Source organism: Kutzneria chonburiensis (genome assembly GCF_028622115.1).
GTDB classification, from domain to species: Bacteria; Actinomycetota; Actinomycetes; order Mycobacteriales; family Pseudonocardiaceae; genus Kutzneria; species Kutzneria chonburiensis.
The window spans coordinates 6,270,522-6,285,541 of record NZ_CP097263.1; the positions used below are offsets into that span (position 1 = coordinate 6,270,522).

Below are 15,020 nucleotides of genomic sequence, written 5' to 3' on the forward strand. Positions count from 1 at the left end.
TCACATCCTGAAGACGCCGTAGGAGACGGGAGGCAGCGGCTCGTTGGCCGCGGCGGACAGCGCCAGTCCCAGCACGGTCCTGGTGTCCCTGGGGTCGATCACGCCGTCGTCCCACAGCCGGGCGGTCGAGTAGTACGGGTTGCCCTGGTTCTCGTACTGGTCCCGGATCGGCTGCTTGAACGCCTCTTCGTCCTCCTTGGACCAGGCGTCGCCCAGCTGGTCGCGGCGGACCGTGGCCAGCACCGACGCGGCCTGCTCGCCGCCCATCACCGAGATCCGGGCGTTGGGCCACATCCACAGGAAGCGCGGCGAGTAGGCCCGGCCGCACATTGAGTAGTTGCCGGCGCCGAACGAGCCGCCGATGACGACCGTGAACTTGGGCACCCGGACGCAGGCCACCGCGGTGACCATCTTCGCGCCGTGCTTGGCGATGCCGCCGGCCTCGTACTCGCGGCCGACCATGAAGCCGGAGATGTTCTGCAGGAACACCAGCGGGATGCCGCGCTGGTCGCACAGCTCGATGAAGTGCGCGCCCTTGACCGCCGACTCGCCGAACAGGATGCCGTTGTTGGCGATGATGCCGACCGGGTGGCCGTGGATCCGGGCGAAGCCGGTGACCAGCGTGGTGCCGTACTCGGACTTGAACTCGGCGAACCGGCTGCCGTCGACGATGCGGGCGATGACCTCGCGCACGTCGTACGGGGTGCGGGTGTCGATGGGGACCACGCCGTAGAGCTGCTCGGGGTCGACGGCCGGTGCCTCGGTCGGCGTGACATCCCAGGGCTGCTGCGTCTTGGGCCCGAAGGTGGCGACGATCTGGCGCATGATGCGCAGCGCGTGGGCGTCGTCCTCGGCCAGGTGGTCGGTCACGCCGGAGGTGCGGGAATGCAGCTCGCCGCCGCCCAGCTCCTCGGCCGTGACGATCTCGCCGGTGGCCGCCTTCACCAGCGGCGGGCCGCCGAGGAAGATCGTGCCCTGGCCACGGACGATGATCGCCTCGTCGCTCATCGCCGGCACGTAGGCGCCGCCGGCCGTGCAGGACCCCAGCACGGCGGCGATCTGCGGGATGCCTCGCGCCGACATGGTGGCCTGGTTGAAGAAGATCCGGCCGAAGTGCTCGCGGTCCGGGAAGACGTCGTCCTGCTTGGGCAGGAACGCGCCGCCCGAGTCGACCAGGTACAGGCACGGCAGGTTGTTGTGCAGCGCCACTTCCTGGGCGCGCAGGTGCTTCTTGACCGTGATCGGGTAGTACGTGCCGCCCTTGACCGTGGCGTCGTTGGCCACGATGACGCACTCGCGGCCCTCGACCCGGCCGACACCGGTGATGATGCCGGCGGCCGGGGCCTGGTCGTCGTACATGCCGTTGGCGGCCAGCGGCGACAGCTCAAGGAACGGCGAGCCGGGGTCGAGCAGCGTGTCCACCCGGTCCCGCGGCAGCAGCTTGCCCCGTTCCACATGGCGGATGCGCGACTTCTCGGGCCCACCCAGCGCGGTGTCGGCCAGCCGACCGCGCAGCTGGGCGACCAGCTCGGCGTGTTCCTTGGTGTTGCGCTGGTAGCCCGGATCCGTCGGATCCGCGGCGCTGGCCAGTGCCGGCGCGACCATGACGCTCCTCAGCTGTTAGCGACCGTTAACCCCAGGCTCCAGGTTAACGGTCGCTAACAGCTTCGTCCAGTCAGGTCACCCGGTCACGGCGGTCAGCGCCGGCAGGTAGCCGGAGGAGTAGCCGGACGAGTTCGGGTGGTAGCTGTTCACCACCGGCCAGGTCACGCTGTTCAACCAGGCCGACGACGAGCAGATGCCGTGGTTGCCGAACGCCGTGCGCACGTCGACGAAGCGGAAACCGTGCCGACTCGCCGCGGCCGAGATCGCCGAGTCCAGCGTGTCCGCGCCACCGTTGATGTAGCCGCGGGAGGTGTCGCTCAGGCCGACGCTGCACGAGCCGCCGATCTGATAGAAGCGCGGGTAGCCGACCACGTAGACCGTCGCGTTGGGGGCGTGGCCGCGGATCGCGTTGTAGGTGTTGTCCAGCAGGCCGGGCAGGGTGGTGTTGACGAAGTTCGTGGCCTTGTCGACGGCCGACTTGCAGCCCGAGTCGCCGCCGACGATGCAGGACTCCATCGTGCTGGAGAAGCCGGCGTCGTTGCCGCCGACGGTGACCGTGACGACGGTGTTGGCCGAGCTCAGCGAGCCCACCTGGCCGTTGATCACGTCACTGGTCTTCGCGCCCGAACAGGCGACGTTGGTGAAAGCGGACGCCGAGTGCGCGGCCGCCCAGAGGCTCGGATAGCCCTTGCTGCTGCGGTCGCAGCTGTTGTCGTAGGAGCTTTGCGTGCCGACGCCGGCCGCATAGGAGTCGCCGACCGCCGCGTAGTTCACGGCAGCCGGGGCCGCGTCGGCGATGGCCGTTGTGGACAGTGCCGCGGCGGCCGCGGCCGCAAGGCATAGGAGGGCACGAGAAAGGCGCATGGCAGGGAAACCTCTCCGCTGAGGGTGCCTAGACCGGATAACTGTTGCAGTGACCGGGTTTGCGCCGGAAGACATGCGTCAAGAGTTGATGACTTATTCGCCATTTGGGTGCGAAACACCCTCGGTCACTCGCCCGATCGATACCGCGGTTAGCGATCGTTAACCAACTCGACTACCATCGGTGTCGTGCCGTTCGCCGAGCAGACCGCGCCGCCGAGCCGGCGGGAGCAGATCCTGGCCGCCGCCGCCGAGTTGTTCGCCCGACACGGCTTCCACGGCGTCGGCATCAACGACATCGGCGCCGCCGTCGGCATCTCCGGGCCCGCCCTCTACCGGCATTTCCGCAGCAAGGACGCCGTGCTGGGCGAGATGCTCACCTCCATCAGCGAGCTACTCCTCGACGGTGCCCAGTCCCGGGTCCGCGAGGCCACCGACCCCGAGAACTCGATCAGCTCCCTGATCCGCTGGCAGGTCGACTTCGCCCTGGACAACCCCGCTTTGATCACCGTGCAGGAGCGGGACCTGGGCAATCTGGCGGACACCGACCGCCAGCGCGTACGGGCCTTGCAGCGCCGTTACGTCGAGGTCTGGGTCACCACCATCCGCCGCGCCCGCCCCGAGGTAGGCGAGCCCGCCGCCCGCGCCGCCGCCCACGCCCTCTTCGGCCTGATCAACTCCACTCCGCACTCGGCGCACCTCGACCGGGCCCAGATGTCCGACCTGCTGGCCGCCATGGCCTACGCCGCCGTGCACTCCCTGACCTGATCAGACCGCAGCCGCCAGCCGTCGCAGGCACCCCGCCAGCTCCGTCGACGCCGGGCGGCGCAGGCTCCTGGTCGCGGTCGACGCCGGCCGCCAGGACTCCACGAAGACCCGGGTCCACGTGCGCTCCACCGGGAACTGGAGGAACAGCGTGGCCGAGAGGGTGTCGACGACGGGCTCGACGCGGTGGATCTGGCTGACGGTCATCATCGACCGCGCGCCGACGCCGGCCAACGCGACGAACTGGCGGGCGAGGGTGACGGGACCGCGCGGCCGGAGGCGGTAGCCGGTGTCGCGGCCGGGACTGCGGTACTCGTACTCGAGGCACGGAATGGGCTCGTCGACGCCGTCGTACTCGTGGAAGTGCTCCCACTTGAGCGCGCCGCACAGCAGCACGCTGGCGAAGCGCCAACGGTGGTTGTGGATCTCCTCGACGCTGTGCGGGGCGACGGCCGGGTCCCAGACGTGGAGCACGAGGCGGAAACCTTGCAGGGAAAGGGAATCCCACTCGTCGGTGTCGACGACCACCAGCTTCACGAACCCGTTGTGGTGCACGGCCGCCCGCATGGCCAGGCGGCTGCGCACGGTCCGGTCGGCGGTCGCGGCGGCGAGATCCGACACCAAGGCGCAGGCAATGGCGTGCACCTCGTCGGAATTGTCGCGCAGCGCCCGGCCGATGTCCGCGGCCTCGATCACCGTGCCGATCATGACGGCCTCACCTCCCACACCTCGGCCCGGTCCCGGAACTCCTTGGCCTCCAGGTCCAGGACGCCAACCCGGTCGGCCGGCCCGGCCGACCAGCCGTCGCCCAGCTCGTGGCGCAGGGCCCGGCTGACGATCACGTAGTGCCGCTTGGCCTGTAGCTCGACGCCGGGCTCGATACGCTGCCCGGCCCGCATGGCGCTGGCCAACCCCTGCTCGAGCCGGGCGACCTCGACGATGGACGCGCCGTCGAACGCCGGCAGGTAGCTGGCGATACCGCCGATGCGGCCGTACTCGTAGTCGCCGAAATGCAGTGCCATCCGAGAGCCGACCCGCAGCCCCTCCTCACGGATCTCCTTGTTCAACACGGCGATCTCGCCGACCAGCCGACGCCACTGGGTCAGCAGGTCGGCCACCAGCTGCGCGGGATCGCCGAACACCCGGGCCGGGAACGCGGCGACGAAGCCGTCGCCGGCGGTCTGCACCTGCATCGCGCCGAGCTGCCCCAGCATGCGGTCGAAGTAGGTGCCGATGGACTTGCGGAACGCGGCCTGGATGGAGTTGGTGTCCGACCCGAAGCTGTGCATGCGCTCACGGGCGTACTTCAGCGCGGTGCCGTAACCGGCCAGGTCGACGGCCACCAGCAGACCACTCTCACCACGGGCGAACAGGTCGCGGGACAGCGCGATGCTGGACGAGGCCAGCGTGGCCCGCAGACCGGGCGTGGCCATCACGTGCTGGATGTTGCTCATCAACGGCTTGCCCAGGAACCACTGCTCCTGACGCAGATGGGCGGCGCTGAACCGCTCGTGCAGATAGTCGCCGTGATCGAGCGGCAGGAACACGTAGCCCCGGCGCAGGTCGGGATCGGCGATGTTGCGCAGGCACGCCTCGTCCACACTGGACAGTCCATAGCGGATCATGTGGAACGCCTTGACCAGCTCCGGGGTGCGCGGCGACACCTTGATCTCCAGGAACTCGCCGAGCCGGGTCAGCGTGGTGTCGCGTAAGCCGAGCAGGTAGGCCAGCTGGCTGATGTCGGCCTCGGTGTCCTCGGCGGCCATGGTCGCGGCGATCAGCCGGCGCAGCGAGGCCACGGTGGTCGGCGGGCCGTACCCGGTGTTCACCGGGTAGGCCACGAACGGCGTCGACCAATAGCCCTCGTCGTGCGCGGTGCCCGGGCCGAGCGGATAGCTGGGAAAGGTCAGCAGCAGGTGCGGGCGGCCCTGCTCCTGGTGCACGGTGATCTCCAGGGTGGCGATCACCCACACCTGGGCCGGCGGCACCAGCAGCCGCCGGTCGGGCGTCCCGCCGTCGATGATCTCGTACGTCACCACGGGCTCACATCAGCTAGTCACGGACATCGGTCATCGGGGAAAGGCGCCGGTCATCCGGTCCAGCACCTCCGGCACGTTCGACGAGACCTTGCGGCCCTGGAAGCGGAAGCCGCCGTCGACCCGACGGCCGGCGAACTCGTCGATCCGCACCCACACGTGTGGCACCGGCAGGTACTGCCCGGCCGGCCACACGGTCCGGTGGTAGTCGAAGACGTAGGCGGTGTAGCTGTTCGACGTGTTCGAGAACTTCAGCGAGAAGTTGCGGTACACCGGCTCGCCGCCCCACGAATCCCGCAAATGCGGGAGAACGTTGTTGTAGCCCGTGGCCAACGCGTCCCGGTACTCGGGCCACAGCCGTTCACGGAGGCGGACCACCGAATCGGCCACAGTGGCCAGTGTGTCCCCCACCGCCAACCGCAGGAATTCCACCTCGTCCCCGCACCACTGACGGATGTCCGCCCCGGAAAGCACCATCGAGGCATAGGGGAACATCCAGGTCTCCCATGTGCCCGGCGGGTGCGGATCCACCAACAGGATTTGCGCCGAGTCGTCCGGATGCGTCACCAGGAGCGGTGCGGTCAACGCGGCGCGTCCCGGTATCTCGTCGCGGTGCAGCCGGGTCGAATGTGCCCAGTCATCGTGCTCGTCCCACGTGTAGTCGGTCAGTGCCATCTCTTTCCTCCTTGATGAGTGTGGCCAGCACGTCGTGCTCGGCCCGGGCGAGAATGTCCGGCATCGGCCGGAACAACTGCTCGTCCAACGCGCGGAACAATTCCTTTCTGGGCCCGTCCTCGGCCCAGATACCCACGTCGGTCAGTGGAATGGTGTCGGCGGCCGGTGGTTTCGGCGTGCACGGCGACACGACCGTGACGACGATCGCCTCGCAGCCGTGCCGCAGCGCGGCCACGGCGCGGTTCGTGCCGTCGAGCACCACGGCGGTCTCGCCGTACGACTCCACGACCACGCCCAGGGCCACGCCGCGAGCCGAGTACCGAACTGGCTCATAGAGCCGCAAACCTGAGCCAGTTTGTGAGGCCAGCACCGCGTGCGCGTTCCGCAGCCGGTCCCGGCGCACGGTTCGGATCGTCGACCGGAGGTCGGCCAGCGCAACGACCTCGCGGCGCACCGCCACGGCACCCCAGTACTCGACGAACGCCCTGGCCAGGGCGTCGTTCACCAGCGGCGCCGGGATCACGTGAGGTCCCGTGCGGTATTGGCCAGCGTCTCCGCGGCGTGCCGCTGCACGGCCTCCGAACACAGCGGATCGGCGGTGATGAGGTCACGGCCCAGGCGTCCGAGCACGAGCAGGGCCCAGCGCGCGGACGCGGGATCGGCGGTCGGCACCGTGTCCAGGAACGTGGTCCACAGACCGACCGCGGCAAGTGTCTCCTGGGTCGGCACGCCGTGCGTCGGCCACCACTGGTCCCCGGACACCAGCGCGTTGAAGACGAGGTTGCGGGCCCGGTCGAGGCGGGTCAGGCACGCCCCGTAATGGCCACGGCGGAGGCTTTTCACCGCGGACGTGTACCCGATCAGGAAATCCACCGCGGCGGCATTGCGATGCCGACGGACGACGGCCGGATCGCGGGCCGCCCGCAATGACGAAGCGAGTAGCGCCGCGAACCGGCCGCACGGATCCCACAACAGTCGATTCTTCGCGCGCAGCGGTGTCGGCACCACGGTCGCCTCGGTCAGGAAGAAGAATTCGACCAAACCAAAACACGCGCTGAGCACGGCAATACGCACGCCGAATTCGGGCAGATAGCGGACCTGATCAGTGCCTATCATCTCCGGGACAAGGTCGATTTCGCCCCGTAGGGCCTCGGCCAGCCGATCCGCGTCCACCAGCACGAACAGATCCAGGTCGGAATGCTCGTCGGCCTCTCCCGTGCCATGCGAGCCGCCGATGGCGAGCCCCTGAAATCCGGGACGGCGGGCCAGTTCCGCGGGCAGCTCACGGCACAGCCAATGATCGAGTCCAACGTTCATCGCGGCACCCCCGGCCGGAATTGGTCCGACTTCGGAGGGTAGCCGCAGTGCGGCGTGATTCGATAGCGGCAGGCGTCGCTCGTTCGAGTAATTCGGCCAGGCTATCGCCGCCTGAATAACCCGATCGGGGGCTTCAGCTCAGCCGGGCGGCGGCATACGCGAGCATGGCGTCGCGCATGTACTCGGCGAGGTGCGGATGCCGGGCGTCGAGGTGAGCCCGGAGCTCGGGCGTGGCCGCGAACGCCTGCGCGAGCGCGCAGTACTCCTCCTTGTTCAGCACCAGCAGCGTCTGCTCCGCGGCATGGGATTCGGCCATCAGGTCGAGCACTCGCGGGTCGTCCACCGGCGCGTCGTCCAGCATCAGCGCCAGCAGTCGGCGCTCGCCGTCGGCCGTCTGCTCGTTGGCGGCAGCGAAGTCCTGCTCGGTCCAGTTCGCGGTGTTGGCTCGCATCTCGTCGAAGTAGTGCTTGGACGAGGCCGGGGACTTGGCCTCGAGCTCGTCCAGGGTGGCCGGGCTGAGGTCGAAACCGTCGAACAGCTCGTTGTCGGGCATGGTTGTGCTCCCTTCCAGGTCGGCGATGGTGCTGGTGATCGTCCGCACCAGTCGGTCCATGCGGTCGCGCTCGGCCAGCAGGCGCTCGCGGTGGTCGCGCAGCGCGGCGAGCCGGTCGTGTTCCCCGTCCAGGATCCGGCCGATGGTCGGCAGGTCCAGGTCCAGCTGCCGCAGCAGCAGGATCTCCTGGAGGCGCAGCAGCTGCTCGCGCTCGTACCAGCGGTAGCCGTTGTCGCCGACGCGAGCCGGCCGCAGCAGTCCGATCTCGTCGTAGTGCCGCAGCGCCCGCGCGGTGACCCCGGACATCCGGGCCAGTTGGGTGATCGACCAGCTCATGGGGCCACGCTAGGAGTTCTCGCTACGAGAGGGTCAAGCCTTGCCTAGACTCGGTCCCGTGGCGGACTTCGAGCAGCATCGGCAGCGCCTGTTCGCGGTGGCCTACCGGCTGCTCGGCTCGGCCGCCGAGGCCGAGGACGCGGTGCAGGACACCTACCTGCGCTGGCACGCCGCCGATCAGGCGGAGATTCGCGAGCCGGCGGCCTGGCTGACCAAGGTGCTGACCAACCTGTGCCTGACCCGGCTGACCTCGGCCCGGGCCCGCCGCGAGAGCTACATCGGGCCGTGGCTGCCGGAGCCGCTGCTGACCTCGTACACGCCGCTGGACCCGCTCGAGCTGCGCGAGTCCGTGTCGATGGCGTTCCTGCTGCTGATGGAACGGCTCTCGCCGGCCGAGCGGGCGGTTTTCGTGCTGCGCGAGGCGTTCGAGTACAGCCACCGCGAGATCGCCGACGTTCTCGACCTGACCGAGGCCAACTGCCAGCAGCTCTACCACCGGGCCAAGCAGCGGGTGGCCCAGGACCGGCACCGGTACGAGGCCGACGGCACGGAGAAACTCCGTATCACCAAGAACTTCCTGGTCGCCGCGCGCAGCGGCAACATGTCGGCGCTCGAGGGCATGCTGGCCGAGGACGTCGTCGCCTGGGCCGACGGCGGCGGCAGGACGCAGGCCGCGCGCAAGCCGATCCGCGGTCGCCAACGCGCCGCCGTGTACCTCAACTGGCTGGCGGGCAACGTGGACGGCCTGGAGATCCGCATCGACGAGGTCAACGGCGAGCCGGCCATCCTGGCCTTCATCCACGGCGAGCTGTCGGTCGTGATCAACCTCCAGATCGTGGACGGCCTGATCACCGACTTCCGGGCGATCGTCAACCCGGACAAGCTGACCCACCTGACCCGGCAGGTGACGCAGCCCACATAGCCGCCCTGTCAGGAATCGCGCGGCTGTCCGGTTCAAGTCCCGTCACCACAAGTGAAGGGACCTGGACATGACGAACATCGTCGTCATCGGCGCCGGCTACTCGGGCCTCATCGCCGCGCACCGCCTGGCCAAGCGGACCACCGCGCACGTCACGCTGGTCAACGCCGCGGCCGACTTCGTCGAGCGCATCCGGCTGCACCAGCACGCGGCCGGCGAGAACCTGCGTGTGCGGCCACTGGCCGATTCGGTGCGGGGCACGGGGATCGAGCTGGTCATCGGCCGGGTGCGGGCGATCGACGCGGCCGGCAAGAAGATCGACGTCGACGGCCGCACGATCGGCTACGACACGCTGGTGTACGCCCTCGGCAGCGCCGCCGACGACCGCGGGATCCCAGGCGTCGCCGAGAACGCGCACACGGTGGCCGGGCACGCCGACGCCACCGCACTGCGGGAAGTGTTGCCGGCCAGCGGAATCGTCACTGTGGTCGGTGGCGGTCTCACCGCGATCGAGGCGGCGACCGAGCTGGCCGAGCAACACCCGAACCTGCACGTCCGGATGGTTGCCGGCCACGCGCCGGGCAACCGCCTCTCCGCCAAGGCGCGCCAACACCTCGGCCGGGTGTTCGGCCGGCTGGGCATCGAGGTCCGCGCCGGCGCACGGGTGGCCAAGGTGCTGCCGGACGCCCTGGTGCTGACCGACGGCGAAGAGCTGCCGACCGACATCACCGTGTGGACGACGGGTTTCCGCGTGCCAGAACTGGCACGGCAGGCCGGCGTCCAGACCGACCACAATGGACGGATCGTGGTCGACGGGACGCAACGGTCGTTCTCGCACCCCGACATCTACGCGATCGGCGACAGCGCGGTCGTGCGAGTCGACGGCCAGGAACTGCGGATGGCCTGTGCCACCGCCGAACCGATGGCGGAGTACACCGCCAAGGCGATCGCCGCCCGGCTGGCCGGCACGGAGCCCGAGCCGTTCGGCTACCGCTACTTCATCCAGTGCATCAGCCTCGGCCGCAAGGACGGCCTGGTGCAACGGGTCGACGCCTTCGACCGTCCCAAGGAGAAGGTCATCACCGGACGATTCGGCGCACTGATCAAGGAGGGCATCGTGCGCGGCGCCGGCTGGGCCGCGCTCCGCTAGGAGGTCTTGACTTCCCAGCGCTCCTCGATGCGCCCGAAGCGCCACACCGCCAGGGCGACCAGCCAGGTCACCACGAACAGGCCGACGATCACGTAGCCGACCACGTTCAGGTCGAGCTCGCTGATCCAGCCGAGCACACCGGTGGTGACGTCGAGCTTTTCGGCCAGCAGCTGGAAAAGCTCGATGAGACCGATGACCAGCGCGACCACCACGGACAGGCCGGTGACGGTGATGTTGTAGAAGACCTTGCGCACCGGCTTGGCGAAGGCCCAGCCGTAGGCGAAGTTCATGAAGCAGCCGTCGATCGAGTCGAACAGGCTCATGCCGGCGGCGAAGAGCACGGGCAGCGTCAGAATCGCGTACCAGGGCAGGGAGAACGCCGCCGCGCCGCCGGCAAGGACGAGCAGTGAGACCTCGGTGGCGGTGTCGAAGCCGAGGCCGAACAGCAGGCCGGTGGGGTACATCTGCCACGGTCGGCTGATGGCCTTGGTCAGGCCGCGCAGGATGCGGTTCATGAAGCCGCGCTCGTCAAGGCGGCGCTCCAGCTCGGCCTCGTCGAACTCGCCGGAGCGCATCTTCCGGAACACCTTGATGATGTGCACCATCACGACCAGGTTGATGATGCCGATGATCACCAGGAAGGTGCCGGAGACCAGGGTGCCGACCAGGCCGGTCCAGCTGTGCAGCGGCGAGCCGTCGTCGGCGACCTCGCCGGCCAGGGCCCGCACGCCCAACGCGAGCAGCACGCACAGGCCGAAGACGACGGAGGAATGGCCGAGGGAGAACCAGAAGCCGACCGACAGCGGGCGCTTGCCCTCGGACATCAGCTTCCGGGTGGTGTTGTCGATGGCGGCGATGTGGTCGGCGTCGAAGGCGTGCCGCAGGCCCAGTGTGTACGCGGTCAGACCGAGGCCGATGCCGAACACCTGGCCGTTGCCGACCTGGTAGTTGGCCGGCGAGACCAGGAAGATCAACGAACCCCAGCCGATCACGTGCAGTGCCAGCACGAAGCCGGCCATGCCGCCGATGCTGGCCCACTCCGACCGGGCCAGCGGTCGGGTGCGCAGGGTGTCCGCCATGGGTCGCCGCCTCTTCCGAGCTCGGGGATGCAACAGGCAGATTGTGGTACCTGCAACCCTTTGGCGACAGTGTTCACCGGCGGAGAATTGTCACATCGGGCGGTCCGGCGCGGCGTTACCGGACCGCTGCGTCACCGTGCGATCACGGCGAGTAGCACTTGTGGGTGCTGGTGTTGAAGATCGGCGTCGTGTCCACGGTCAGGTTGGACGCCGGGTTGACGATCACCGAGCCACTGCGGGTCAGCTTGTCCTCACAGGCCAGGATGCCCGAGTTGGTGGAGTTGCCGGCCCACATGTCGATGTGGCGCTTCTTGCCGCTGTTCCAGTCGGAGATACAGGCGGCGCAGCTGTCCTCCATGATGAAGTACTTCTTCAGGTACGCGTAGTACACCCGCGTGCCCGGGGCCAGTTCGGAGCTGCTGGTCGCGAACGTGACCGGGTTGCTGTACGTGCCGGTGCCGCCGGCCTTGGAGTGGATCTGCGGGTAGGCGATGTCGGCACTGCCGGGCGGGTCGTTGTCCAGTGCCCCGTACAGCGTCACGTACATGGTGTACGTGGTGCTGTGCGGTGCAGCGGCGGCTTGGGCAGGGACGGCTCCCGCGATGAGCAAGCCGATGCCGAGCAGGGCAGCGAGCAGCTTGCTGGTCATGAACACCTCCACTATTCCTCTATATGATTAGGAAAGTTCCCTAACTCAGCCGAGGGTAGGAGCGGGCCCGCCGCCGCGAGAAGCCCCGATCGTTCACAGTTATCCGTCCCGTCACGGACAGGATTGCGAAAATTCTTCAGATTCGGCCCCTGGACTGCTATCCCTTGGCGCAGACGCGACGAAGGGGTTGGGGCTCATGGGCAGGAAGACGCTGGCCGCCGCGCTCGCGGTGGCGATCGCCGTGATCGTGCCGGGCATCGCGCACGCCGACACCGGGGCCTGGGTGATCCAGGGCTCCGACCACGCCCGCGCGCTGGACGAGAGCCAGGGCCTGGCCACGGTGGTGCGCCCCAACTCCAGCTTCATCCAGTACACCGGCATCGGCACGGTGCCGATCGCCGACTCGGTCAAGGGCTGGAACCACGTTGGCGACCCGGGTTCGCGTCTCGGCTACTACATCGAGCCGTACCAGAGCGACAACAACGGGGCCAAGATGTTCCGGGTGCAGGCGCCGGACGGCAGCTGGTCGGAGTACACGCACAAGCTCGAGTCCTGGGAGGCGCTGAACAACTCGTTCGCCGCCGTCTCACCCGACGGGCAGTGGCTGGTGTCCGGCGAGTGGGGCACCATGGACCGCCTTCTGGTCTACCCGATGCCCGGCGTCCGGTTCACCACGCCGGGCCAGAACCTGCCGTACGCCTTCGCGATTCGCCCCGATCACCCCGTCCGTGACGTGCAGGGCTGTGACTTCACCTCGCCGACGCGGCTGCTGTGCGCGTCGGACGATCCGGACGGATCGCTCTACGGCATGACGAAGCCGTTGCTGCAACTGGATCTGAGCGGTCCGCTGGGCGGCGCGGACGTGTCGGCCCATGTGAGCGCTCTCGGTCAGCTGCCGCTGCAGAGCTCGTGCAGCGGCACGTTCGAGGTCGAGGGCATGGACTACGACCTGCGGGACGGCACGCTGCGCGTGATCGTGATGTCGCCCGGCTTCTGCGTGCTCACCGACTCGAAGACCTGGCGTTTCAAGCACTCCTGAACCCGGACGGCCGATTGGATCACCGCCGGTCCCGGTTGTGTTGCAAGATGGGCCCCGTGGACCCACAGGATCCGGACCGACGGCAGCGCATGGTCAGCACCGCGGGCGAGGCGCTCGCCGCCGCCCAGGCGGGCGACGACGGCGCCGCGATCAGCCTGCTGACCACCTTCGTCGACACCTCGCCGGCCGGCGACGTCGACGGCAAGGAACTCGTGCTGATGCTGTTCCGCGAGTGCAGCGAGATGGTCGCCGCGCTCGGTTCCGGCGGGGCCACCCCGGTCAAGATGCAGGTCTACGACGCCGACGGGCAGGAAGTCTCCATCGACGACGCCGACCCGCCGGTGCGCACCGCGGTCCGAACCCTGCTCGCCGAGGTCCACGGCGACCAGGACGCGGCCCGCGAGCAGATCGACATCGCGCTGAGCACCGCCGCGCCGAGCGAGGTGGCGGCGGTGGTCATGCAGGCCCTGCGCTGGACCATCCGGCTGGCCACCGAGTGCACCAACCGCGACCTCCCGGTGGCCGGCTGGATCGCCGAAGCCCTGGAAGTCGAGGAACCCGACAGCGACTGAACCGCTTGGAAGGGGGCCTTCCTACACTCGGAGTGGAGGAAGGGCGCGTTGATCATGGGCGGGGGATGCGTCAAGCCATGTCGCGTGTCATCATGCCGTGCCGATCAGCGGCTCGATGCGCATGGCGTCGTGCAGGACGGCGGCCAGCTCCAGCAGAACCCGCCGGGTGTCGGCGACCTCGGCCCGCAGGGCGTCGATCTGGTCCCAGCCGCGCTCGTGCACGACCACGCTGTCGCCGGGCAGGCGGATGGCCTCCCACTCGGCCAGCGCGGGATGCCACTTGGTCAGCAGCGGCCGCAGCACGGTGTTGACCATCTCCACGGCGATGCCGGCGAAGGTGACCCCGCCGGCCCGGCCCCGTGGCGCCAGTTCGGGACCGTACTTGCGCAGGATGTCGCGGGTGCAGGCGAACAGGGAGTAAATGCTGTTGAGTTCCTCTCTCACGATTCCGGCGCCCGGTTTTTGTTCCACGGTCGTAATCCTCGTGGCGAGCTCGACATACAGCTCCCACGCGGCCTCTCGTTCTATCGGTGACGGCGTCCACACGCCGCTCACCCGGCTTCGCTGACTCACGGAGAAGCTCCTCCACGCAATGGCCCCGCGGCGGCCGATCGATAACCGTCGTCCCGTTGCTCGGGAATGGGCGTGACCGGGCCGACACGGGGCGGAGAGGATGGACTGGGCAGATTGTTGATCTCGTCGTTGCGGGCGCGCTCCCGGATCCGCTCGATCTCCGCGAGGTAGCGGCGACGGCGCTCGGCGTCGGTGCCGCCGAGCTGGTCGGGGTCGTCGACGAGCTTGCGGACCAGGGAGTACACGCTGGACTCGTGCAGGCGGTACTTGCCGTAGTTCTCCTCGGCCTTGAACGTCCTGTGCAGGCCGAACACCACCGCGCCGAACACGGACAGCGCCTGCACCAGCAGCCGGGAGCCGTTGCCGTCGGTCACGTACGGGATCAGGAACGGCAGCGACAGCGAGATCAGCACGGTCCAGCCGACGGCGTAGTAGTGGGCCGCCCCGTACAGCCAGGCCCGGTGCTGCCAGACCCGCAGCACCGGAACCGTGCGCCGGTAGTGCGACGCGGCCCAGTCGCGCAGTTCCGGGCCGATCAGGTCGGCATCCGCGAACGGTCCGTCCGCCTGGCCGCCGGCGTTGGCGACCGAAAATTTCGGTCTCATGTAGGCCGCAATCGCGACCGCACTGGATATCGCCAGAACGGTCACGACACAAAGCCCGACAACCCACGGGTCTATCACCACACACCCATCCCTGACGGTGTCAAGTGCGGGAGCGTAGCCCCTGTGCAAGTGCATGGACCATAGTCACGGAACGCAGCTGAATCCCGTATATGCGGGAAAGTAGACATACAGTGATCCGGCTTCGGCGAACGGTGGAGGACTGCCGTCCGCAGGTCGACGACCCACCGTGACGGCTCGCCATGATCCGTGACGCCGAGTAGCGCTA

At 68.6% G+C, this 15,020-nt stretch carries 17 protein-coding genes; 5 read left to right on the top strand and 12 right to left on the bottom strand.

The window, feature by feature from the left end:
• Both M3Q35_RS28435 and M3Q35_RS28440 read right to left on the bottom strand, forming a co-directional pair.
• Positions 1 to 1,605: a carboxyl transferase domain-containing protein gene (locus M3Q35_RS28435; RefSeq protein ID WP_273935603.1), complete on the bottom strand. Its 1,605-nt coding sequence runs from the start codon at positions 1,603 to 1,605 to the stop codon at positions 1 to 3.
• Positions 1,606 to 1,680: 75 nt separating this feature from the next.
• Positions 1,681 to 2,469 carry an SGNH/GDSL hydrolase family protein gene (locus M3Q35_RS28440; protein WP_273935604.1) on the bottom strand — a complete coding sequence of 263 codons (789 nt, stop codon included), beginning with the start codon at positions 2,467 to 2,469 and terminating at the stop codon, positions 1,681 to 1,683.
• Between the two features lie 186 nt (positions 2,470 to 2,655).
• On the opposite strand from M3Q35_RS28440, the gene M3Q35_RS28445 reads away from it, so the two are divergent.
• Positions 2,656 to 3,234: an SACE_7040 family transcriptional regulator gene (locus M3Q35_RS28445; protein WP_273935605.1), complete on the top strand. Its 579-nt coding sequence runs from the start codon at positions 2,656 to 2,658 to the stop codon at positions 3,232 to 3,234.
• Here the strand turns inward: M3Q35_RS28445 and M3Q35_RS28450 are convergent, their stop codons facing one another.
• From M3Q35_RS28450 to M3Q35_RS28475, 6 genes are all read right to left on the bottom strand, one after another.
• A complete protein-coding gene (locus M3Q35_RS28450; RefSeq protein ID WP_273935606.1) occupies positions 3,235 to 3,939 on the bottom strand; it encodes a hypothetical protein in 705 nt (234 codons plus the stop codon). It abuts the gene before it with no gap.
• The gene (locus tag M3Q35_RS28455; protein ID WP_273935607.1) at positions 3,936 to 5,270 is read right to left on the bottom strand and encodes a nucleotidyl cyclase domain-containing protein; all 1,335 of its coding nucleotides are present in this window, start codon (positions 5,268 to 5,270) and stop codon (positions 3,936 to 3,938) included. The genes M3Q35_RS28450 and M3Q35_RS28455 overlap by 4 nt, the downstream gene beginning before the upstream one ends.
• Positions 5,271 to 5,300: 30 nt before the next feature.
• Positions 5,301 to 5,942, bottom strand: a complete 642-nt coding sequence (locus M3Q35_RS28460; protein ID WP_273935608.1) for a hypothetical protein — start codon at positions 5,940 to 5,942, stop codon at positions 5,301 to 5,303.
• A complete protein-coding gene (locus M3Q35_RS28465; RefSeq protein ID WP_273935609.1) occupies positions 5,905 to 6,465 on the bottom strand; it encodes a hypothetical protein in 561 nt (186 codons plus the stop codon). Before M3Q35_RS28465 ends, M3Q35_RS28460 begins: the two co-directional genes overlap by 38 nt.
• A complete protein-coding gene (locus tag M3Q35_RS28470; protein ID WP_273935610.1) occupies positions 6,462 to 7,259 on the bottom strand; it encodes a nucleotidyltransferase domain-containing protein in 798 nt (265 codons plus the stop codon). Before M3Q35_RS28470 ends, M3Q35_RS28465 begins: the two co-directional genes overlap by 4 nt.
• 133 nt (positions 7,260 to 7,392) lie before the next feature.
• The gene (locus M3Q35_RS28475) at positions 7,393 to 8,148 is read right to left on the bottom strand and encodes a MerR family transcriptional regulator (RefSeq protein WP_273935611.1); all 756 of its coding nucleotides are present in this window, start codon (positions 8,146 to 8,148) and stop codon (positions 7,393 to 7,395) included.
• 58 nt (positions 8,149 to 8,206) lie between these two features.
• Here M3Q35_RS28475 and M3Q35_RS28480 point away from each other — a divergent pair, with 58 nt between their 5' ends.
• Both M3Q35_RS28480 and M3Q35_RS28485 read left to right on the top strand, forming a co-directional pair.
• Positions 8,207 to 9,070 carry an RNA polymerase sigma-70 factor gene (locus tag M3Q35_RS28480; RefSeq protein WP_273935612.1) on the top strand — a complete coding sequence of 288 codons (864 nt, stop codon included), beginning with the start codon at positions 8,207 to 8,209 and terminating at the stop codon, positions 9,068 to 9,070.
• A gap of 67 nt (positions 9,071 to 9,137) precedes the next feature.
• Positions 9,138 to 10,217 (top strand): NAD(P)/FAD-dependent oxidoreductase, encoded by a 1,080-nt coding sequence (locus tag M3Q35_RS28485; protein WP_273935614.1) that lies wholly within the window; start codon positions 9,138 to 9,140, stop codon positions 10,215 to 10,217.
• Here the strand turns inward: M3Q35_RS28485 and nicT are convergent.
• Positions 10,214 to 11,296, bottom strand: coding sequence for a Nickel transporter NicT (nicT, locus tag M3Q35_RS28490; RefSeq protein ID WP_273935615.1), 1,083 nt, complete (start codon positions 11,294 to 11,296; stop codon positions 10,214 to 10,216). The two genes, M3Q35_RS28485 and nicT, sit on opposite strands and share 4 nt — an antisense overlap.
• Before the next feature lie 142 nt (positions 11,297 to 11,438).
• Positions 11,439 to 11,945 (bottom strand): hypothetical protein, encoded by a 507-nt coding sequence (locus tag M3Q35_RS28495; RefSeq protein WP_273935616.1) that lies wholly within the window; start codon positions 11,943 to 11,945, stop codon positions 11,439 to 11,441.
• A 196-nt stretch (positions 11,946 to 12,141) separates the two neighbouring features.
• Here M3Q35_RS28495 and M3Q35_RS28500 point away from each other — a divergent pair, with 196 nt between their 5' ends.
• Together M3Q35_RS28500 and M3Q35_RS28505 are read left to right on the top strand one after the other, a co-directional pair.
• Complete coding sequence (locus tag M3Q35_RS28500) at positions 12,142 to 12,984, top strand: hypothetical protein (RefSeq protein WP_273935617.1); 843 nt, start codon at positions 12,142 to 12,144, stop codon at positions 12,982 to 12,984.
• Between the two features lie 47 nt (positions 12,985 to 13,031).
• A complete protein-coding gene (locus tag M3Q35_RS28505; RefSeq protein WP_273935618.1) occupies positions 13,032 to 13,556 on the top strand; it encodes a hypothetical protein in 525 nt (174 codons plus the stop codon).
• A 90-nt stretch (positions 13,557 to 13,646) separates the two neighbouring features.
• On the opposite strand, the gene M3Q35_RS28510 is transcribed toward M3Q35_RS28505, so the two are convergent.
• A complete protein-coding gene (locus tag M3Q35_RS28510) occupies positions 13,647 to 14,000 on the bottom strand; it encodes a hypothetical protein (protein WP_273935619.1) in 354 nt (117 codons plus the stop codon).
• 125 nt (positions 14,001 to 14,125) lie between these two features.
• Entirely contained in the window at positions 14,126 to 14,734 is a 609-nt protein-coding gene (locus M3Q35_RS28515; RefSeq protein ID WP_273935620.1) for a hypothetical protein, read from the bottom strand.
• Positions 14,735 to 15,020: the final 286 nt, after the last annotated feature.